The organism is Desulfobacterium sp. N47 (genome assembly GCF_051233685.1).
Classification (GTDB): Bacteria; Desulfobacterota; Desulfobacteria; order Desulfobacterales; family RPRI01; genus RPRI01.
In genome coordinates this window covers 1-21,625 of sequence record NZ_JBAMMY010000086.1, presented here as the reverse complement: position 1 = coordinate 21,625, position 21,625 = coordinate 1, and the positions used below count along the sequence as shown (strand labels likewise).

Genomic DNA, 21,625 nt, shown 5'->3' with positions numbered 1-21,625 from the left:
ATTATTGAGGATCTACAGGCGCTCATTCTCAAATGTGTCGATGCAATCCGGCCTGGTAGAAGTAATAAACGAATTTTCAAAAAGCGAAATAAAAAGTTTAACCCGGCTTATCGGCAACCAGCTTAATTCAACGGCATTGACCTTCAGGTTGATCGATATAACTGCCTTTCTGGCGTCAACTTGCTCTATATTCATTGCACTCCTATCCGAGAGTATCTTTTTAGCCATCTCTCCTGCCTGAGAACCCATGTCAAAAGCATCGACGCCTATCGACATTAATGCACCCAACTCCACATATTTCTCTGAAAAAGCAAGGATGGGGATTTTGTTTTCAAGGGAGAAAAGAAGCATAAACTCAACTGTCTCGGAAGTAACCACCGTAACATCGGGCAACATCCAGAAAGCATCGATCTTCCCTTTCATATCCTGCATCAATTGAGGAACACTCTTGGAGTTGTGAACTTCCTTGGCAACCAGTTTAACGCCAATTTTACCGGCGGCTTCCTGTGCTTTTTTTACAAGATGGCCTGTTCTCTCCTTGTCATATAAAATGCCGACAGCTTTTGTCTTAGGCATTACATCCAGGAGCGTAAGCAACTGCTTATCCTGTGGTATATTCATGCTGATACCGCTGATATTCTTTTCTCCGGAGAGAATAGCCCGGGGATTCAAGGCCATAAGATAGATAACGGGGATGTCTTTAATCCTTTTTACCCTTAAGAGGGCATCCATCCCTATCGCAAGAACCATGTCAGGACGGATCTTATTAATCTCATTTACAACATCCGCGCCTTGCAATTCTGAGATAATAAGCCTATTGATCCGGGCATCACAAGCACTTTTAAAACCATCGATTGCATCTTCGTATGGCTGAACACTGCTGCTTTGGACAGCTACAACTTCCTGCCAGGCCAAGGCTGAATAAGGACAGAAAATTAAAAAAAACAAAATTACGGGTATAGAAAGGTTTTTTATCACAACATTCTCATATAGCAGCCTGGAATTTGAACAAATTCATCCTTATTTTTTTGTGAAGAAAGTAATTAATTACTTGATTAAAATATATAATGTTGCTATTTATTTTTTATTATCACAATTTTTATACTCTGAAAACTATTTTTATAAAAACAGAACAGAAATGAATTGCTCAAATAATCATTTTTATAAAAAAGGCATTCTCCTGCTTTTTTTTGTCCTGATAACGTCTTATTTTTATGGGGCTTTCGCTGCTCAGGCTGAAGAAGAGATGGATGTACTTCGTTTATTCTATAAAGAAAAGGATCTGGTTGTTTCGGCAACCAGGCATCCGAAACCGATCTCTCAGGTTGCAGAAAATATCACGGTTGTCACTGCAAAGGAAATAGAGGAGATGAATGCCCATACGGTGGCGGAGGTCCTTAACAGAATACCCGGCCTTTTTGTCGTTTTTGGCCAGGGTACGGGAAGTTTCGGCTCTGCTTCCCTGATCCAAACTCAGGGTTCTACATCAAGACATGTTCTTGTTCAGATGGATGGGGTGGCCTGGAATTTACTGTCAAGCGGGGCCCCTGAAACTAATTCTATCCCGGTAGGTATCATCGAGCGCATAGAGGTCATTAAGGGGCCCGCTTCATCGGCCTGGGGCTCATCCTTGGGCGGTGTGGTAAATATCATCACAAAGCCGGCAGGAACTGCCGGGAAACCTGCTGGATCTGTGAGCGCCTCTTATGGTGAAAAAAATACGCAGGATTACAGGGCCGAGCTCTTGGGGGAAGAAGGGACTGTGGGGTATTATCTATATGCCGGCAGACAGTATTCCGAGGGGCAGATGTCTTCAAGAGACTTTGAAACCAACAACTTTTACTCAAAGTTTCGTATCCCCCTTTCAGAGAATGTAACTGCCGGCCTTAGTATGGGCTACAGCGATCCCCAAACCGGCCTCGGTGATTTCCCCACCGGAGATATCAGATCAACAAGCAGCAGCCGCACTTTTTTTACAACTGCCTCCCTTGATGCTTCTCTTACCAGAGAACTTGATTTAAATATATCCTTCCATCACTTCAAACAAAGAATCAATATTATGAATAACGCTCTGGGGCTGGGAGTCCTTGGCACGCCCGGTGAATTTTATTCAGATAGCCTTTACGATGAGGAAACTACGGGAGGAAGCGCTAAACTCGTATGGGCGCATGGAGTGCATACCGCCGTCTTCGGCATGGATGCGGAACACGGAAAGCTCGATCAGACGCTTGTCTCCGGGACATATCTCCAATCGTGGGGCGTTCCGGCAACATCGGCTACATATCCCGGCATTGACCAATGGGCGATATATGCCAATGACACCATAGTAATCGACAGATGGTCGATTACTCCCGGCATCCGTTATGACCATAACAGCATTACCGGCTCCTTTGCCAGCCCTTCTCTTGGGATCGCGTACCGGCTTGGTGAGGATTCAATTGTAAGGGCTTCCGTGGCAAGAGGCTTTACCATACCTCCCCTCTCTGCGACCTCAGGGGGAGGATTGTTTCTTGATCCAAATTCGTCCCTTAAGCCCGAAAAGGTCTGGTCGTACCAGACAGGTGTGGAATCAACCGCTTTAAGGTATCTCTGGGCAAAGGCTACTGTGTTTCGCCATGAGATAAAGGATGTCCTGAAAAGAGAGGCATCCGCAGGAGGAGCGCCCGCCTTTAATGATCTTTATATCAATAGCGGGGCAAGCAGGCGTCAGGGGATTGAGCTTGAAGCCGAAACTGTTCCCGTGTACAATCTGTCTCTTAGATCAGGGTTTGCCTATGTGGATATCAATCCTGCCACCGAGTATGGAGCTGCCGGAATTTACACCTGGAATATCGGTTTAAACTACAACGATAAAAAATCTTTCCGTGCCCAGCTCTTCGGCCACTATGCATGGTGGGACCTCGGTTCGGCATCAAGGGCAAGCTACGATGATTTCATCTGGGATTTAAATCTCAATAAGAAAATTTATTCAAATGAATTAATCGCCACGGATTTATTTCTTACGGCCCACAATATATTTAACGGTTCCCAATATGTCTTAGGCGATATTCAAAACCCAAAAAGATGGGTTGAGGCCGGAATACGGTTCTCATTTTAATATTGTTGTATATATCATATTTTTCACTATTAGACATCATTACCAATGCAGCCTCCGTCTTTGCTGCCCGGATTTTGGCAAACCAAGGCATGTATTTTTTTCAACAGTTTGAACAGGGGTAGTCGATTTATGCAAAATTTGTCAAAAGGTTGACGGAAAATGGCATATTTCTGACGTTATGTGATGTATTGCAATTATTTTGATTGATCAGTGTTACAGCATACCCAATAAAACTAATAATTGAATATTTTATATTTATCATTAAACCAATATATTGCATAATAAAATATTAAATTTGTAAACCATAACTGCTTCTTTGCGGAATATGCGGTATGCTTCTTGCTTGCTGTGTTAGTAAGGCTTAAAGACAGACAAAGACTAACAAGTAATTTAAACAGCAGCCAAAAAAGGGGGTACAGTATGGTAGAAGAAAAAAGAAAAGAAAGTAAAGAAGAAATAACAGTACTCGATGAAGGCATTGATTTGATTGATATGGCAGGCGCCTATGGGATGTGTTGCTGTGGCCCGCTCACTCCTTTTAGATAAGTAAACCGAAACCGGAAGGGGAGTGCCAGCTCCCCTTTTCTTATTTTATAGGTAAACACACTATGCAGCTTTCCCATTATCTTAAGGCATATCCTTACGAAGAAAATCCCGATCATCTGCTTCTCTTTTCTACACTTAAGATGTCAAAGATACTGCTTACAAAGAAAACCTATAAGGCAATAGAAAAAAAGAACGGCCTTTCTTCTTCCGAAGAGGCCCTGTTATCAAAGATGGGCATGATAGTTCATGACAGGGAAGAGGAAAAGCGGGCGGTACTAGGCTTTTTTGATGAGCTTAATGCAAAAAAAACCGGGTTAAATATCATAGTTGTTCTCAATCTGGACTGCAACTTTGCCTGCACATACTGCTACGAAGGTGGTATGAAAGGAAAACTCTACATGTCTGATGAAACTGCGGATCAGCTCGTAGATTTCATCAAAAATAATTTTCCCCACAATAAAAAATCTCTTCTAATAGATTTTTACGGAGGAGAACCTCTCTTGAGCATAGGGCTTATTAAATATATTTCCCGCGCTCTTAAAACATTCGCCGAAAGCAGAGGAGCCTCTTATGGCTTTACCCTGGTTACCAACGGCTCTCTTTTTACAAAAAGGGCAGCAGAGGATCTGGTTGAGCTCGGGCTCCAAGGGGTGAAGATATGTTTAGATGGTCCTGCAGAATCACACAATAAATCTCGTCCTTTTAAATCGGGAGCCGGCAGTTTTGATACTCTCATCAAAAATATAAAGGAAACCTGCGGCATTGTAAAAATAGGCATAGGGGGCAATTATACAAAGGACAACTACGAAAAATTCCCATTGCTCCTCAATTATCTGACAACTGAAGGACTCACTCCGGATAAGATTGCCACGGTGAAGTTCGACCCCGTGACAAAACAGCCTGAAGGCGAACTCGCTCCTCCCGACTCTATGGGCGGCTGCACATCCATCAATGAGCCTTGGCTATCGGGTATTGCCGCGCACTTGCGGGAAGAAATTTTGAAAAAAGGATACAATACGCAAAAGCTGACGCCTATAACCTGTATGATAGAGACTGGCGACTCCTATGTGGTTAATTTCAATGGTACTATTTATAAATGCCCCGGTTTTATCGGCAAGGAAGGGTATGAGGCAGGAGATCTTCTGACGGGCGTAAGAGATTATGCCTCATTATATAATCTTGGTATCTGGAAAAATGAAGACTGCGCCGGGTGTGAGTATCTGCCTCTTTGTTTCGGAGGATGCAGGTATATGAAATTTTTGCGGGATGGGAATATAAATACGGTAGATTGTCAAAAAACCTACCTCGATGCCTCCTTAGAGACATTAGTCAAGCAGGACATCAAATATAAACTAAAAAAAGATAACCGATAAGACAATCAAACAACGGCTTATTACTATACCATACCGCAGCCAGCTCCTAAAGCTGCAAGAAGCCTTTCGTGGATATTCTCAAAACCTCCGTTAGACATTATAAGAACAAGATCGCCTGATTTGCCTGCCTTGACAATAAAATCAATTATGGCTTGTGTGTTACTGAAAAAATAAGCGTCTTTTCCCATTATCTTAAGATCCTGTACCAGCTTTTCAGAAGAAAACCTTTCATCAAAAGGTATTTTCCCGAGAAGAGGGGGCTTGCTTATACAAACGATATCAGCCTTGTCAAATGACAGGGGATATACATCCTGAAAAACCTTTCGCATGCTTGAATTTGTTCTTGGCTCAAAAACAGCTATTACCCGACCATCGGGGTAAAAGGGTCTTACAGCTTTTATTGTTTCTTTCACAGCGGTGGGATGATGAGCAAAATCATCCATTACGGTAATGCCTTTTCTCTCGCCGCGTATTTCCTGCCTTCTTTTCACTCCCTCAAATGTTTCAAGCGCATCATGTATTGTATCAACCGGAACCTTGAGATTATCTGCAGCAGCAATAACCGAAAGGGCATTCAGTAAATTATGCTCACCTATAAGTTTTGTTTTAAATGAACCAAAAGCCTTTCCCTTTTTCATCACTTCAAAAAATGTCCAGGGCGGTTCAACCCGAAAAGAGCCAAGCTTCCAGTCGGAGTCGCTGTTTTTTCCATATTTTTCTATTTTGCAACTGCTGTTTCTGATAAGAGATTTGATATTTGTATCCCTGTCAAACACTATAAGGCTGCTGCCCGGAGATATTTTTTCTATCATCCTGGAAAATGTTTCTTTCACATGCTCAAGATCTCTGAATATATCTGCATGGTCGAATTCAATGCTTGTAAGAATTGCTATTAACGGATCAAAGTGAAGAAACTTCGGCCCTTTATCGAAAAAGGCAGTATCATATTCATCACCTTCTACAACAAAATACTTTCCTTTCCCGATCCTGTAATTGCTGTTAAAATTTTTTGTAATGCCTCCTATCATAAAGGATGGATCAAGACCGGCTTTGTAAAGTATCCAGGCCAGAATAGAAGTTGTTGTTGTTTTTCCATGAGTTCCGGTAACAATAAGAGAGCTTTTACCATCTCCTGCAAACCGGTTCAGAGCCTGGGGCATGGAACAAAAACAAGAACCCAGTTCGGCCATCTTTACTGCTTCGGGATTATCTCTTCTTACCGCATTTCCCACAACAACAAGATCAGGACGGTAAGAAAGATTATCGGCGCTGAAACCCTGCATAAGAGCAATACCTTTTGCTGCAAGAAAATCGCTCATCGGAGGATAAATCTTCTCGTCAGATCCGGTTACTTCATAGCCCATGTCCTTAAGCATGCAGGCAAGCGCTCCCATTCCGGTACCGCAGACAGCTATTAAATGTATTTTTTTTATATGTCCGGGGATTCTGTTTTTGTTTAAATCAAGCAATTCAAATAATCCTTTTAACAAAAATTATCTTTCCATCGGAAGGGGCGTAAAAATCCTCCAGATATGCAGCCTCATTATATCCTGCATTACGATAAAAAGCACGGGTTGGTTCATATTGCGGTCTTGAGGATGTTTCGGCATAAATGCCTGAACCGCCCATTTTTCTGATGATATCTTCAGTCATTGTGTTAAGAAGCTTACCTATTCCATGCCCCTGAAAACTGTTATCGATAACGATCCAGTAAAGGTCATAGCTTGACCGGGTGACTGGAATGGGACCAAAGCAGGTATAACCTATAAGCTTTTTATCGCTTTCCGCAAATAAAAAATAATACCCGCTTTGAATGTCTTTTGATAACCTTTCCTTTACAAGCTCTATAGCAATTTCAATCTCACTTTCCGAGAAAAACCCTGTTTTCCTGACTATTGCGCCTACTTTTTCAGGGTCATCTTCCAAGGGGATTTCACGAAAAGTTAAATTATAAACATCGGGAAAAGGGGTGCCGGTCAAATCATAGTCTCCATGTAACAAAAAAATTAAATATCTTCAATTATTCTTTTGATAATCTCAGGAAAACCAAGTCCGATCATTTTAGATGCGGCTACAAATCCGCTGTCAGGTGAGATGCATGGATTTGCGTTTATTTCAAGAACCCATAGTCTGCCGGATTCGTCGATTCTGAAATCAACCCTGGCATATCCCCTAAGGCCAAACAAGTCCCAGCACTTCCTGGAAATAATTTTAAGAGATTCAATTAAATCGCGGTCATCAGATGTGAAATTAAAAGTTCTGTTTGTATTAAGATATTCAAATGAATCAGTCTTCCATTTTGCGCTGTAGTCAACTATTTTAAGTTTGTCGGGAGGATAGTCAGTAAAAAGAATTTCTGCCGGTGGAAGTACTTCAACTCCTTCCGGGCCGGAAAGTAATGCAATATTAAATTCACGCCCGTCTATATATTCTTCGCAAAAAAAATCCCCGATCATACTGCTTCTGAATCTTTCAAGTTTTGCAATCAGTTCGGGAGCACTTTTTACATAAACAACCGAATCCTGGCTCATTCCTATTGATGCATGTTCCCAGACGGATTTTATTATATAACGACCGTTAACAGGGGTTTTACTTTTTAAAGATGAAAGGCAATAGGCTTTGGAAGTATTTATACCATTTGCTGCAAGATAGTCTTTGCCTAAAAGCTTGTTTGAAGTCAAAAACATGGCTTGTGTTTTTGATCCTGTATATGCAATTCTAAGATAATCAAGAAATGAAGGAGCAAGGTGTATCAGGCTTCCGCAGCCATTTACGGATTCTACAAGATTGAATACAAAGGCGGGGTTAAGCTTTTGAAGGCGGATGCCGACAGCTTCCAGATTCAAATCAAATTTGACGGGAACCGGATTAAAGCCAAGCGGTCTCAGCGCTTTCGAAACAGCTTCCAGCTGAATGAGCGCATCCTTTTCATCTTCATCTGCTTTATCCGAAATGTCGGCATGTAAAATGCCGACTGTTTTTTTCATAAGATATTATCCTGATTTGCCTGCATTAAAGCGGGATACCTGCTTAACGCCGATTTCATTATTTCATCAATAAGTTCTTTATAACTGATACCGGACAACCTGCACAGGATGGGAAGATCGGAATGTATGGGATGCAGTCCCGCAAGAGGGTTAACCTCTATGAAATTGGGGTACCCGTTTACATCAGATCTTATATCTATTCTTCCGGCATCAAGGCATTTGAGCCCTACCCAGGCATCAAGAGCGACTTTTGCCGTATCACGGGCCATTTTATCATCTGCCAGACGATAAGAAACAAGCTCTTCATATTTTTTCTTGTTGATATAGGAATAGGAATCTCCTTCAGCATGTTCATTAAGAAGAACTTCTATAACTCCGGCAACTCTGGCTTTTTCCCCTGTGCCGATGATTCCGACGGTAAATTCGCGTCCGGGAAGGTGTGTTTCAACCAATGCCGGTTGTTTAAATCTGTCAAGAAGATCAAAACATACATTATATAGATCATCTTTGTTTGTTGTTTTTGAAGCAGCGCTTATTCCTTTGCCTGTTCCTTCCGCAACAGGTTTGACAAACAGCGGAAACGGAAGAGAAATGGAGTCGATATCCGATAGCTTTTCCACAAGGGCAAAAGCAGGAGTTGCTATTCCCAGATTTTGTACAATAAGTTTTGTAACAGCCTTGTTAAGAGTAAGGCTTAATACCAAAGGATCAGAAAAGGTGTAAGCTATTTTATAGGCGTCCAGAATAGCCGGAATCTGTGCTTCTCTTCCTGCTCCAAAACAGCCTTCGGCTATATTAAAAACAATATCCCATCGCTTGCCTTGGCTAAGATATTTAACAAGGTTTTTAATATGCCCTATCCTTTCGGTTTTATAACCAAGATCGGATAGGGCTTTTTCGATGGCATCTATGGTTTCTTCACTGTCAAACTCGGCAGCATCTTCCTCACTGAAACCCATGGCAATATATTCATTGCGCAGATCGTATGTAATTCCGACAACCATTAATGCACTTGTTCCTCAAAACGTCTTTTTAGTGATGAGTCAGGATACCGGAATATAAGATCTTCATAATTTTTCAGAAGGATTTCGTCTCCGTAACGTCCTAAAACATATTCGGGCAGAAGTGGGATTTTACCACCACCGCCGGGAGCGTCAATAACAAAATTAGGTACGGCCAGACCGGAGGTGTGTCCTCTGAGACCTTTTATGATTTCAAGTCCTTTTTTAACAGACGTCCTGAAGTGTCCGGAACCGATAATAGGATCGCACTGATACAGATAGTAGGGGCGCACCCTGATTTTAAGAAGCCTGTGGTAAAGTTCTTTCATTGTATCCACATCATCATTTATCCCTTTAAGAAGAACGGTCTGGCTTCCAAGCGGTATTCCGGCATCGGCAAGTCTGGTGCAGGCAGTACTGGTTTCAGGCGTAACCTCCTCGGGATGCATAAAATGAATATTTATCCATAAAGGGTGATAGCGCTTAAGCATTCTGGCTAATCGGGAAGTAATGCGCTGAGGCAGCACTACGGGCACTTTTGTCCCGATACGTACAATTTCCAGATGCTGAATACGGCAAAGGCGCAAAAGAAGCCATTCCAGAGCGTCGTCGTTAAGTGTAAGAGGGTCTCCTCCTGAAAGCAGAACATCTCTTATGCCTGTGTTTGCTTCAATGTAATTAAGTGCTTTTTCCCAGTTTGATGTACCGCCATGGCATGCCGACGACCGGCCTACCATTCTCGATCTTGTGCAGTAGCGGCAGTAGGTGGAGCAAAAATCGGTGACCAAAAACAAGACGCGGTCGGGATAACGATGCACAATACCCGGAACAGGACTGTCGGCATCTTCTCCAAGAGGATCTTCGGCTTCTCCGAAAGACCTGCAAAGTTCCGCTCTTACAGGAACCACAGCACGACGAAGCGGATGCATGGGATTAGTCTTGTCGAGAAGGCTTGCATAATAAGGAGTGATAGAAAGAGGCAAATTATCACCGTTTGTTTTAATGGCATCTGTCTCTTCTGCAGAAAGTGTTAAAATTGTTGAAAGAGTTTCATAATTTTGGATACGATTTTTAAGTTGCCACTGCCAGTCGTTCCATTCGGCAGGGGTTGCACGAAAGATGAATTGTTTTCTTAAAATGCGTGAGGGAGGGCGTTTAACCGGACGAACGGGAAGCAGTTCTCCGGAGCAAGCTGTATTTAAAGAATCTTCTAAAGTAAGAGACAGCGACGGAGGTTCATCCAGCTCATTGTGCTCCGTTGTGTTGTTTTCAGATTGAATTGCCGAATAGTCAGGAATTTTCATGGCTTTTCTGGGAATTCCGCCACGTCTTATAGAACGCGCGTTTTTTTGCATTTTTTTTTGCTCCTTTTTTTAATTTGTTTTTATTATCGGTAAATATTTATATTTTAATTTATATTTAATAACAAATGGTTAAACTATAAAAGTTCTTTATTTAAATGGGTGGTAAATAAATTAAAACATTTTTTTTGTCAGACAAACAATTTATCGAAGGAAAATATTTAGGCAGGTACTTTGTTTTTTCAACAGAGGAACAATGAGTTTTTGAAAGCCGTTTTAACCTTGTAGAGATATCTGAGCCGGGAAACAATAACGATGGAGGTTCATCCGAATCATTGGTTTCAGATTGCCTGTCGTATGATGATAAAGGAGTAATACAAGGGATTTTAATGCGCTTCCCTGATTCATTACTCCTTGTTATTAAACATGTGCATCGCTGCATTTCATAAACTCCGGACAATCAGATTTGGTTTATTTTTTAAAAAAAGCATCAAAAATTTATATAAACTCTCTTTTGTTTAAGCTTAACAAACTCACTGGAACTATTAATAATCACAACTATATTTTTTGAATCTCTAAAGCATCATAAATTTACTGTCAAGATAATAATTGAGCATACTATAATATATTTTTAAAGCCATTTTTTTATTATAAAGAAATTATCAGAATAAGCCATGAGTTAATTATTTTTTTTAGCCTAAGAGCCACTTCCAAAACATTTCAGTTTGGTCAAGGTCAAGGCGGGCTAAAATTTTAACCACAGGAATACATTTAGTATTTCGAGGATAGCGCTATGCTTCACTGCGTGCAAAATTTGAATCCAGCGCAGAGACCGGCCTGAATGGGACGTTTTGAAACTGGCTCCTAAGAAAGATTTTTCCAGAATGTTTTAGCTGCTTCTTCTCCCCTGTCAGGTTTTGAGCCATCGTTTAAATTTTCGGTGCTGATTCCGCCAAGGCGTTGAATCCTTTCTTCAAGCGGAGGGTGAGTTGAAAAAAGATATATAAGGCTTTTACCGGACAGCGGATTTACAATAAACATATGAGCGGTTGAGGGATTTGCAGCCATGGGAAGATTTTTTGAATATGACCCGAGTTTTGCAAGAGCTTCCGAAAGTCCCTTTGAATTACCGGCAAAACCTGCACCTGTGGAATCTGCTAAAAATTCCCTGGAGCGCGATATGGCCATCTGTATAATCATGGCTGCAACAGGAGCTATAACCGACATGAGTATCAGCCCGATAATACCTCCGCCTCCGTTATTATTGTCATCACCAGATCGGCCGCCGAAAAAAGCTGCAAACCGCGCCATATTGGCAAGCAGCATTATAGCACCTGCAAGTGTTGCAGCAATCGAGCCTATAAGAATATCGCGGTTTTTTATGTGAGCAAGTTCATGCGCAATAACACCTTCAAGTTCTTCTTTGTTCATCAGATGGACAAGGCCCACAGTTACAGCAACAACTGCGTGTTCAGGATCTCTTCCTGTGGCAAAAGCATTCGGCGACTCTTCAGGTATCAAATAAACCTTCGGCATCGGCAGCCCGGCACGAACCGTAAGCTTTTTCACTATTTCATATACAAGCGGGACTTCGTTTGGAGAAACCTCTTTTGCTTTATACATCTTTAATACAAGCTTATCGGAAAACCAGTAGCTGAAAAAATTCATTGCTGCTGCAAGGATAAGTGCGATAACCATCCCAGTGGTGCCACCCATTATCTGACCAACCCAGACAATAAATGCTGTTAATACGGCAAGCAACACCACAGTTTTTATGTTATTTCCCATAACCGACAATCCTTTAAGTATTTATAGTACTTCAAAAAGTTAAGCATAATGGAAAGCTATGCAGTTTCTCCTGGCCCGGCTTTTATTGTTTCCCGTTCAATTCCGACATTACCTTACCTGCCGCATAAACTGTCTGATCTATATCTTCTGCACTGTGAGCAGAGGAAACAAACAGGGCTTCAAACTGTGAAGGGGCAAGATAAATTCCGTTTTGAAGCATATTCCTGTAATAAGACGCAAACATCTTTAAATCGCTCTTTTTTGCGCTCTCAAAATCAATAACTTTTTCTTTTGTAAAAAACATGCCAAGCATAGAACCGGATATTGCAACTGACACATTTATGCCTGCCTTTTTTGCAGCATCAAAAAGACCTTTGCCAAGTTTTTCCGACATGCTGTTTAAAGAATCATAAAAGCCCGGTTTTTTAAGCTCGGTTAAGGTTGCGATTCCGGCAGCCATAGCAAGGGGATTTCCCGATAATGTGCCTGCCTGATAAACCGGGCCCTGGGGAGCAATGTGTTCCATAATTTCACGTTTTCCGCCATATGCGCCTACGGGAAGTCCTCCTCCGATAATTTTTCCCAGACATGTTAAATCAGGCACGATCCCATACACAGATTGTGCCCCGCCGTAAGCAACACGAAAGCCGGTCATTACTTCATCAAATATAAGAAGAGCGTTATATTTTTCGGTAAGGCTTCGCAAAGCCTGTAAAAATCCGTCACCAGGCAGCACAAGTCCCATATTTCCGGCAACAGGTTCTACTATTATGCAGGCAATCTCTGAGCCGTGTTTTTCCATTGCTTCTTCAACGCTTTTAATATTATTGAAAGGAAGTGACAATGTTCCCGAAACAAAAGATTCCGGTACTCCGGGACTTCCCGGAATCCCAAGAGTGGCAACACCCGATCCGGCTTCAACAAGCAGAGCATCGGAATGTCCGTGGTAACAGCCGTCGAATTTTATAATCATGTCTCTTCCGGTAAAACCCCTTGCAAGACGGATTGCGCTCATAGCGGCTTCCGTTCCTGAATTTACCATACGTACCATTTCGATAGAAGGCACAGCTTCTATAATCATTTCTGCAAGTTTAATTTCAAGACCGGTAGGCGCTCCGAAACTGGTTCCGTTTTTCAGAGCCGAATGAATCGCATCAATAACAGCAGGATGTCTGTGGCCAAAAATCATAGGCCCCCATGAACCGATATAATCTATATATTCGTTTCCATCCTCATCAAAAATCCTGCAACCATCGGCACGATTTATAAAAACCGGAGAAGAGTCAACAGATTTGCACGCACGTACCGGACTGTTAACACCGCCGGGGATTAATTTTTTTGCTTTTTCAAAAAGTCTGTTTGAATTTTCACGTTTCAAGTTATATTTGTATCCTTTCCGGTATGTTAAAAATTGTTAAATTTTATATTAAGCAATCAAAACGATAATTATTTATGGGAATATCTTATAGGGCACACATTAAAAATATGATTTATAATAATATAAGTTATGTTATACCTATAGTCAAAATATTAAAACGTGATATTTTAGAGCCAGTTTCAAAATGTTTCAGTTTGGTTAAGCTCAAGGCGGGCGAAAATTTTAACCACAGGAATACATGGTGTATTTCGAGGATTAAAATTTGAGCCTAACGCAGAGATCGGCCAAAATGAGGCGTTTTGCAATTGGCTCTTTAGTAAAAAGATATCAATTATTAATATACGCAGATTGACAACAAAGCACTGTTCTGACAAATACAAAATAAATATAACAGCTGTTAATTTAAATAAAATACAAATGCAACAGGACGTTAAGCATATGAAAAATATACAGTGTAAAGGATTTATGGCTTCCGGAGTTATATCCGGTCTTAAAAAAAACGGGAAAAAAGATCTTGGTCTTATTTATTCCGAAGTTCCTGCCAATGTTGCCGGTGTTTTTACAAGAAATAAAGTGCAGGCAGCCCCGGTAATTCTTGACAGGAAAAGAATTAAAACCGGCCTTTGCCAGGCATTTATAGCAAACAGCGGAAGCGCCAATTGCTGTACAGGCGATCAGGGAATGCAGGATGCCTTGCTTGAAGCAGGATTTGCTGCATCCGGTCTTAATATTTCTGAAGAACTTGTGCTTGTAGCTTCAACAGGAGTCATCGGAAAACCGCTTGATCCGGACAAAATTAAAAGCGCTGTTCCAGACCTTGTAAAATCTCTATCCTGTGATGGCATAAACGATTTTGCCCAGGCGATAATGACTACTGACACGGTTCCAAAAATAGTGTCGCTAAAAGGTGAAATCGGCGGGTGTGATTTTAATATTACCGGTGTTGCCAAAGGCGCCGGAATGATACGCCCGGATATGGCCACAATGCTTTGCTTTATCATTACTGATGTAAAATCAGAGTCGGATTTTCTTAAGGAAGCCTTGATATCTTCTACCAACAGATCTTTTAACAGGATAACAATTGACGGGGATACGAGTACAAACGATACGGTTCTTATTATGGCAAACGGCATGTCGGGTGTATATATAGACAGTAATTCAGGAAAAGAATATTTTCAAAAACTGCTTGACGAGCTTATGATCAAGCTTGCCAAAATGGTTGTAAAAGATGGTGAGGGAGCAACAAAACTGGTAGATATTACAGTTAACAATGCTGCCAGTGAGTGTGATGCCGGAAAAATAGCAAATACCGTAGCAAATTCAAACCTTGTTAAAACGGCTCTGTTTGGAGAAGATGCAAACTGGGGAAGGATTCTTGCTGCTGCCGGCAGATCCGGAGCCAAACTTGATCCCGACTCCGTGGATATTTATTTCGATAATGTGCTTATGGTAAAAAACGGCTCAGGTTGTGGAGATGATGCTGAAGCCGAAGCATCAAAGATTTTGAAAAAACCTGAATTTACGATAATGCTTGATTTAAAATTGGGAAACGCAAAAGCTTCGGTTTTAACCTGCGATTTTTCAATTGATTATGTTAAAATAAATGCTGATTACAGGTCCTGATTATTGGCATGAGACTTCAAAAATATTTATCGGCGGCAGGATTCTGTTCGAGAAGAAAAGGAGAAAAGTTTATCCTGTCCGGACTTGTTAAGGTTAACGGCGTTGTAATATCTGAGCTTGGTACAAAGGTAGATCCTGCAAAGGATGTAGTTGAAGTCGACGGAAATAAGATAGAAGCAAAAGATGATTTAATATATATAGCTCTCAATAAGCCAAAAGGATATATTACAACGTGCAGTAGGCAAAGGGATAGAATTGTTCTTGATCTTGTCAATATTCCCCAGCGAATTTATCCTGTCGGGCGTTTGGATAAGGATTCAACCGGACTTCTTCTTTTAACCAATGACGGCAGGTTGCACAATGTCCTTTCGCATCCATCCTTTGATCACGAAAAAGAGTACGAGGTCAGCCTTAAATGGCCGATTGCTGACGAGGCTCTTGATAAAATGAAAGAAGGCTTTTTTTTGATGGGAAGTAAAACAAGACCTGCCGAAATAAGCAGAATTTCACCGGAGAAATTTCATATTACCCTTAAGGAAGGTCGGAACAGACAGATACGGCGTATGGTCGACAAAGTTGGAAACAGGGTTCTGGAATTAAAGAGAATTAGAATTTCAGATGTGAAACTGGGAAACCTTAAAGAGGGCGCCTGGAGATATCTGACGGATAAAGAGAAGAAAGCATTGCTTAAGAATATAAAATGACAAGTGATCAAAGAGTTACAATATCAAAAAGAGCGACAGAGCGGGTTAAAGCCGGTCATCTTTGGGTTTATAAGAGCGATATCACAGATTGCCAGGCCGGGAAAGGTTCTGTTGTTTCGCTGTATGATAATAAAGAAAAGTTTTATGGCAAGGCCTTTTATAGCGACAGATCCCGGATAGCTCTAAGGTTAATTACATCTCAAAACAATGAAATCGACAAATCTTTCTGGCAGAACCGGATTAAAATTGCTTTGGATCTTCGGCAAAAAGTTGTGTCGGACACACAAGTTTGCAGGCTGATAAACAGTGAAGGAGACGGCATTCCCTCAGTAATAGTAGATCGGTATAAAGATGCTCTATCCCTTCAGACTCTTTGTCAGGGATCGGATAAGATAAAATTTCTTATTGCCGAAATTCTGGCAGAACTTGTTAATCCGGTTTCAATTATAGAACGCAATGACGGCAAAGTGCGTGAACTTGAAGGATTACCGCGGCAGAATTTAATTTTAAAGGGTCTTGATCCGGGAGAAATAATCTGTGCTGAAAACGGATTGAAATTTTATTTTCATCCATTATCAGGCCAAAAAACCGGTGCTTTTCTTGACCAGAGAGAAAACAGGCTGTGGGCCGGAAAATACTCTTTTGGAAGCGGTCTTGATTGCTTCTGTTATTCAGGCGGCTTTGCTTTAAATATGGCAAAAAACTGCTGCCAGGTAGAAGCCTTTGATATTTCAAAAGATGCGATTGAGCTTTCAAAGAAAAACGCACTTTTAAATGGCATGGAAAATATAAGCTTTGAGGTTGATAATGTGTTTGACCGGCTTAAAGTTTATGACAGCCAAAAAAAGAAATTTGATACAATTGTACTTGATCCTCCTGCTTTTGCAAAAAGCAGAGCACATGTTCAAGCTGCTGCAAGAGGTTATAAAGAAATCAATTTCAGAGCCTTGCGTATGCTTAATCCCGGAGGGATACTGATAACCGCAAGCTGTTCACAACATATTGATGAATTTGAATTTTTGAATATTTTAACCCTGGCGGCGTCAGATGCAGGACGTAGAGTTCAGGTTATTCAAAAGCGGGCCCAGGGGCAGGATCACCCCTTTCTTCTTTCAATGCCTGAAACCTATTATTTAAAATGTATATTTCTTCGTGTTTTATGAAAAGAGAAAGGATGCCAAATGTCTGTTCGTACTCGTCTTATGATAGTTACCATATTAGGGCTGGCTATCACCATGTCTGTCTGGGGATGGGTACAGGTGAGGGCTCTGGACAAAATAATAACCGAGCAGCAGATAAAAAAGCTTAGTAATGTTGCAGAAACGATTATTACGTATTACCAGAACTTTCATACCCGCCAGGGTTTATCAGTTCTTGATAAAACATTAAAAGAACAAATTCAAAGTGATGTCCAGCTGGCCAGAATAGATATTTATTCTGTTATAAATGATGATAGCGATTATGTCGCAGGAGCAAACCGGGTTCAGTATAATTGGCCGGAAACTCTGGTGGAATCGGTTGCTGAAGAATTAAAACCCCGCCATAATAAATTAGATATAGAGGGCGGCCCGGCAATAGGTCTGTTAGCTTCCGATATAATGCCTGGAAAAAATAAAAAAAACCGGGTTGTTGTCGGTGTGATTGCCTACTCTCAATCCAGCACGGAAATATTGAACCGTGCAAAGCACCTCCTTGTTTACAGCAGTGCCGGGCTTTTATTTTTCATTCTGCTTATACTGTATCTGAGCTATGGCTGGATTATCCGACGTCCTTTGAGAAGAATTGTCGGTGCAATTGATGAATTCCAGGCCGGGCAGTATAACAGGCGTATTAATCTTAAGCGAACCGATGAATGGAAACTACTGGCAAACCATTTCAATTCGATGGCCGATAAAATTGAAAAGGTACTTGCTCAGTATCAGGAACTTAATCTTTCACTGGAAAAGAAAATACAGGATGCCACCCATAATGTTGTTCAGTTACAAAAGGAAGTTAACCAGCTGCAGCAACTTACGGCACTTGGATATTTAACGGCTAATCTGGCTCATGAGCTTGGTACACCGCTTCATTCGATAGCAGGAATGGCAAGACTTCTTTTGGAAAGAGGTGAATGGCCGCCTGATGCGGGTCGTAAACTGGAACTTATCGTTTTGCAGACACAGAGACTGGATGCTGTGATTCAGAATGTGCGTCGTGCCACTCGCCTGCCGGAACCGCATTTTGAAACGTTATCCATTAATGAGCTTTTAAATGAGACGCTGCCTCTGATTGAACCGCTTATACTGAAACCGGATATCCGCTTCAGCGTCAATGTAAATGATAACATACCTTATCTTTATGTTGACCGTTATCGTTTCCAGATAGCTATTCTTAACCTTATAGAAAATGCAGTGGAAGCAATATCGAAAAATGGTGAAATAAGTATTTCCGTATCTGTATTGCCGGACGGCAGCTTTATCACAATATCAGTAAAAGATACCGGTTCCGGCATTCCGGCAGAATTGATAGAAAAAGTCCGTGAACCCTTTTTCAGTACTCATAATGATGAAAGGATGCGCGGTCTGGGATTGGCCATAGTAAACGGTATTGCCACCAAAGTACATGGAGGTCGTCTTGAGATAAAAAGCAGTCCGGGTACTGGAACAGAAATTATTCTTTATTTTCCTGTTGTTGGGAGTGTGTGATCTGAGAGGTTGTTGCTTATAATAATTTGTCTTTGTGTAATCCATATCGCTGGATTTTGACCCGGAGTGTCTTTCTGTCAATGCCCAGCAACTGAGATGTTCGTGTTTGATTCCAGGATGTTGTCTTTAGCATCCGGAGAATCTGTTTCTTTTCGGCTTCTTCCAGAGGTTTAAACTGAGATTGTTCCCTGTTACCTCCGGCTCTGAATCTTTCCGGCAGATTTTCCGGAAAAATTATAGAAAAAGGTGACATTAACAATGTTTGGCGAAGTACATTCTCCAGTTCGCGGACATTACCCGGCCACTCATATGCCATCATACATTCCATAGCTTCATCGGAAATATGGATAGAAGTATAACCCCACTTTTTCAGGAAATATTCCACAAGTTGCGGCAAATCTTCCTTGTGCTGTCTTAGTGACGGCGTGTGCAGGCGAACCACAAAACGATATAGCAGGTCGGACCGGAAACGGCCATTTTTTATTTGATCATCAACATCCCTGTTTGCGGCAGCTACGACACGAACAACAACATGTTTTACATCGTGACCACCGAGTCGCCGCACTTCTCTGCTTTGCATGAAACGTAAAAGCTTTGCCTGTAGTGCAGTGGACATTTCCGTTATTTCATCTAAAAAAAAGGTTCCTTCCTGGGCAGAAGCAAGCAAGCCCTCATGGGATTTATCCGCTCCTGTAAAAGCGCCTTTCTCATAGCCGAAAAGTTCGGATTCAAGGAGATTTTCAGGTATAGCGCCGCAATTAAGTGCTACAAAAGGTTTTCCACGGCGTGTGCTCAGATGATGCAGTGCCCGGGCCGCCAGCTCTTTTCCCGTTCCGCTCTCTCCTTCTATCAGAACACTGTCCCAAGCATCAGCTACACGAGCAAGTTGCTTATAAAATTCCACCATGGCGGCAGAAGAACCAACAAATTGCGGCTCCTCTGAGTTTTCAGGGTTACCTATCAAACGCTTTTGTTGCAGATCCTTTACATCGAGAAGTTTTTTAACTTTTAAACGTATGGCTTCCGGAGAAAATGGTTTGCTGATATAATCCGATGCGCCCAAGCGTAAAGATTCCATTGTAGTTTCAAGAGAGCCGTATGCGGTTACCATTATTACAGGTAATTCAGGCCATTGCTTCTGAACCTGATGCAGCAAATTAAGACCATCTGCCTCCGGCATCCGTATATCGCTGATTAAAAGATTATACGAGGATAAGTCTTTTCCAAGGGCCTCCTTGGCAGAAGTGCATATATCAACATCATATTGGGCCCTTATAAGGGTTTCCTGCAAAACCTCACAGGCCACTAAATCATCATCAATCACAAGAATCCGGTTACGCATAGAATCCCCGATTAAACTCCTTCAAAGTTAAGCCCTGATTTGCTTTAGAAATAGCCTTTCAAGCAGAACATATTTATGAGTAATTTTATAGATATTTAAATACATCGTTAGCAAAAGTTTCAAAGCTTGGCAACACAGAACTCGGAAAAAGACAAAGTATTAATTTGATATTTTTCATAATGCCAACAATATATTGAATAGTTTTTAGAGGAGAAGGGATTTTAAAACATCTTTTACAAAAAAAACGGGGTGCAAAGAGATTCTTTACACCCCGAAATATGTTATGAAATTATAACTTTTTTTTAAAACAAAAGCTGTTTTTATTATTCAGCAGCTGGTGCCGGTGCTGCTGCTTCTGCGGGCTTTACTTCTTCTTTTGCAGCAGCTTTCTTTTTGGCATGATGTTTTTTCTTATGAACTTTTTTAGGTGCTTCTGCTTTAGCTGGAGCTACGGCTGGTTCAGCCGGTGCTGCCGGTTCAGCTGCAACTGCCGGTGCTGCGGTTGCCGGTGCAGCTTTGGTTGCTTCGTTTGCTAAAACTGATCCGCAGAAAATAAAAGATGCCGCCATAATCGATACCAATAAACGTTTCATTTTAAATCTCCTTTTAATTAAAATAATTTATTCTTGGTTACACACTATCAGCCATTTTATATTTACTGTCTTTGGAAACAAGAACAGTCTATATATCAAAATAATTCCTACAGGTTCCTTACCCTTAGCCTGCTTTCACCTCTTCCATTGCAGCAGTTTTCTTTTTAGCATGATGCTTTGCTGTCTTGGTGATTTTAGTTATTTTAACAACTATATTCTTTTCATCTTTAGTTATATAGCTGATTTTTACTTTATCCCCGGCAGTAATATTTGGGCATGCTTTTTCTAATATAAATTCCATAGTCTCAGAATTTCCTTTGACATGGCGATCGATCTTAAGCATAGTATCGGAGATTTCAGTAACTTTTCCCGTGGCACTCATCCTGGTCTCTTTTTCTATTGCATTAGCAGGCAGAACTGCCGGTTTAGCTGTGGGAGGAGGTGCAATCAATTCAGCTTTAGTGGCAGAAACAGTTTTGTTAGCTTCAACAGCAAATATCGAAGCGCATAAAACAAAAGATATCGCCACAAATAACATCAGCAAACGTTTAATCATCAAATTACCTCCTTTCCAATATTTGTATTTTACATAGAGCAATTGATATGCCAAAATGATAATATAATGTATATTTATTAACAGTTTGATAAAATAGGATAAAATTCAGATCGGATTAAAACCGGATAACCGGAAACAGAATAATAAAGGGGGATTTACTACTCAGGTAGTGGGGAATTTTTCACCATAGATCCATGAATCAATGCCCGTTTTGTTTTATAGCTTACAACAATTTACTGCGCTGCGTTCATTTACCGTCTTTTGCAGATGATAAACGATGTGGTCCATATATTGACTTGATAACCACCTCTACTTTAGACCCTACTGGCGGCATACGATCCCAGTTGACCTTGTAATAGTTTACAGTGGTTTTCAAGGGCATCACATTGTCGGTAATTATACCGCCGTTGCAGTCGGAAGGGCAGACAATGCAGCCTGAAGGAAAATTTAAGGCCTCGCCTGAGCCGTGATAAACAAAATGAGGTGTATAGGGCTTGATCACATCTTTTCCTTGAGTTATAGTCAAGAGTTGTGTATGGAATAATTAGGCGGCGATCCATTTTTTTTCAATTCCATTCACAAATTTGACTCCTTTAATTACTTCAGCCAATCGTTCAGGGCAGTGGAGACGTAACCATCTTTTCTCAGCGCA

General features: G+C 41.2%; 19 protein-coding genes. 7 read left to right on the top strand and 12 right to left on the bottom strand.

Translation table 11 applies throughout. The annotated features are described in order from the left end of the window. Window positions 1–12: 12 nt before the first annotated feature. The gene (locus tag VXK47_RS05680) at window positions 13–978 is read right to left on the bottom strand and encodes an ABC transporter substrate-binding protein (RefSeq protein WP_435547807.1); all 966 of its coding nucleotides are present in this window, start codon (window positions 976–978) and stop codon (window positions 13–15) included. 160 nt (window positions 979–1,138) lie between these two features. On the opposite strand from VXK47_RS05680, the gene VXK47_RS05675 reads away from it, so the two are divergent. The 3 genes from VXK47_RS05675 to gptM all read left to right on the top strand — a co-directional run bounded on the left by VXK47_RS05675 (window position 1,139) and on the right by gptM (window position 5,016). Continuing rightward, window positions 1,139–3,097 carry a TonB-dependent receptor plug domain-containing protein gene (locus VXK47_RS05675; protein ID WP_435547806.1) on the top strand — a complete coding sequence of 653 codons (1,959 nt, stop codon included), beginning with the start codon at window positions 1,139–1,141 and terminating at the stop codon, window positions 3,095–3,097. A 420-nt stretch (window positions 3,098–3,517) separates the two neighbouring features. Then, complete coding sequence (locus tag VXK47_RS05670) at window positions 3,518–3,643, top strand: hypothetical protein (protein ID WP_435547805.1); 126 nt, start codon at window positions 3,518–3,520, stop codon at window positions 3,641–3,643. A 62-nt stretch (window positions 3,644–3,705) separates the two neighbouring features. Next, the gene (gene gptM, locus VXK47_RS05665; protein WP_435547804.1) at window positions 3,706–5,016 is read left to right on the top strand and encodes a geopeptide radical SAM maturase; all 1,311 of its coding nucleotides are present in this window, start codon (window positions 3,706–3,708) and stop codon (window positions 5,014–5,016) included. A gap of 23 nt (window positions 5,017–5,039) precedes the next feature. On the opposite strand, the gene mpl is transcribed toward gptM, so the two are convergent. From mpl to hemL, 7 genes are all read right to left on the bottom strand, one after another. Continuing rightward, a complete protein-coding gene (mpl, locus tag VXK47_RS05660; RefSeq protein ID WP_435547803.1) occupies window positions 5,040–6,485 on the bottom strand; it encodes a UDP-N-acetylmuramate--L-alanine ligase in 1,446 nt (481 codons plus the stop codon). A gap of 1 nt (window position 6,486) precedes the next feature. Next, window positions 6,487–6,996, bottom strand: coding sequence for a GNAT family N-acetyltransferase (locus VXK47_RS05655; protein WP_435547802.1), 510 nt, complete (start codon window positions 6,994–6,996; stop codon window positions 6,487–6,489). 26 nt (window positions 6,997–7,022) lie between these two features. Continuing rightward, a complete protein-coding gene (locus VXK47_RS05650; RefSeq protein ID WP_435547801.1) occupies window positions 7,023–8,003 on the bottom strand; it encodes a D-alanine--D-alanine ligase family protein in 981 nt (326 codons plus the stop codon). After that, the gene (locus VXK47_RS05645) at window positions 8,000–9,007 is read right to left on the bottom strand and encodes a D-alanine--D-alanine ligase family protein (protein WP_435547800.1); all 1,008 of its coding nucleotides are present in this window, start codon (window positions 9,005–9,007) and stop codon (window positions 8,000–8,002) included. The genes VXK47_RS05650 and VXK47_RS05645 overlap by 4 nt, the downstream gene beginning before the upstream one ends. After that, complete coding sequence (locus tag VXK47_RS05640) at window positions 9,007–10,359, bottom strand: KamA family radical SAM protein (protein WP_435547799.1); 1,353 nt, start codon at window positions 10,357–10,359, stop codon at window positions 9,007–9,009. The genes VXK47_RS05645 and VXK47_RS05640 overlap by 1 nt, the downstream gene beginning before the upstream one ends. Window positions 10,360–11,169: 810 nt before the next feature. Then, a complete protein-coding gene (gene htpX / locus VXK47_RS05635; protein WP_435547798.1) occupies window positions 11,170–12,093 on the bottom strand; it encodes a zinc metalloprotease HtpX in 924 nt (307 codons plus the stop codon). An 82-nt stretch (window positions 12,094–12,175) separates the two neighbouring features. Beyond that, the gene (hemL, locus tag VXK47_RS05630; RefSeq protein ID WP_435547797.1) at window positions 12,176–13,471 is read right to left on the bottom strand and encodes a glutamate-1-semialdehyde 2,1-aminomutase; all 1,296 of its coding nucleotides are present in this window, start codon (window positions 13,469–13,471) and stop codon (window positions 12,176–12,178) included. Window positions 13,472–13,909: 438 nt separating this feature from the next. Here hemL and argJ point away from each other — a divergent pair, with 438 nt between their 5' ends. From argJ to VXK47_RS05610, 4 genes are read left to right on the top strand one after another with little or no spacing between them, the layout of a single operon-like run. Next, window positions 13,910–15,094, top strand: coding sequence for a bifunctional glutamate N-acetyltransferase/amino-acid acetyltransferase ArgJ (argJ, locus tag VXK47_RS05625; RefSeq protein ID WP_435547796.1), 1,185 nt, complete (start codon window positions 13,910–13,912; stop codon window positions 15,092–15,094). An 8-nt stretch (window positions 15,095–15,102) separates the two neighbouring features. Then, window positions 15,103–15,798 (top strand): pseudouridine synthase, encoded by a 696-nt coding sequence (locus tag VXK47_RS05620; protein WP_435547795.1) that lies wholly within the window; start codon window positions 15,103–15,105, stop codon window positions 15,796–15,798. Then, window positions 15,795–16,961 carry a class I SAM-dependent rRNA methyltransferase gene (locus VXK47_RS05615; protein WP_435547794.1) on the top strand — a complete coding sequence of 389 codons (1,167 nt, stop codon included), beginning with the start codon at window positions 15,795–15,797 and terminating at the stop codon, window positions 16,959–16,961. Before VXK47_RS05620 ends, VXK47_RS05615 begins: the two co-directional genes overlap by 4 nt. 18 nt (window positions 16,962–16,979) lie before the next feature. Further along, window positions 16,980–18,482: a sensor histidine kinase gene (locus VXK47_RS05610; protein WP_435547793.1), complete on the top strand. Its 1,503-nt coding sequence runs from the start codon at window positions 16,980–16,982 to the stop codon at window positions 18,480–18,482. Between the two features lie 16 nt (window positions 18,483–18,498). Here the strand turns inward: VXK47_RS05610 and VXK47_RS05605 are convergent, their stop codons facing one another. From VXK47_RS05605 to VXK47_RS05590, 4 genes are all read right to left on the bottom strand, one after another. Beyond that, complete coding sequence (locus VXK47_RS05605) at window positions 18,499–19,824, bottom strand: sigma-54-dependent transcriptional regulator (RefSeq protein WP_435547792.1); 1,326 nt, start codon at window positions 19,822–19,824, stop codon at window positions 18,499–18,501. 323 nt (window positions 19,825–20,147) lie between these two features. Further along, entirely contained in the window at window positions 20,148–20,417 is a 270-nt protein-coding gene (locus VXK47_RS05600) for a hypothetical protein (protein ID WP_435547791.1), read from the bottom strand. Window positions 20,418–20,541: 124 nt separating this feature from the next. Then, complete coding sequence (locus VXK47_RS05595; protein ID WP_435547790.1) at window positions 20,542–20,973, bottom strand: hypothetical protein; 432 nt, start codon at window positions 20,971–20,973, stop codon at window positions 20,542–20,544. A 247-nt stretch (window positions 20,974–21,220) separates the two neighbouring features. Beyond that, window positions 21,221–21,475, bottom strand: a complete 255-nt coding sequence (locus VXK47_RS05590; protein ID WP_435547789.1) for a hypothetical protein — start codon at window positions 21,473–21,475, stop codon at window positions 21,221–21,223. Between the last annotated feature and the right edge of the window lie 150 nt (window positions 21,476–21,625).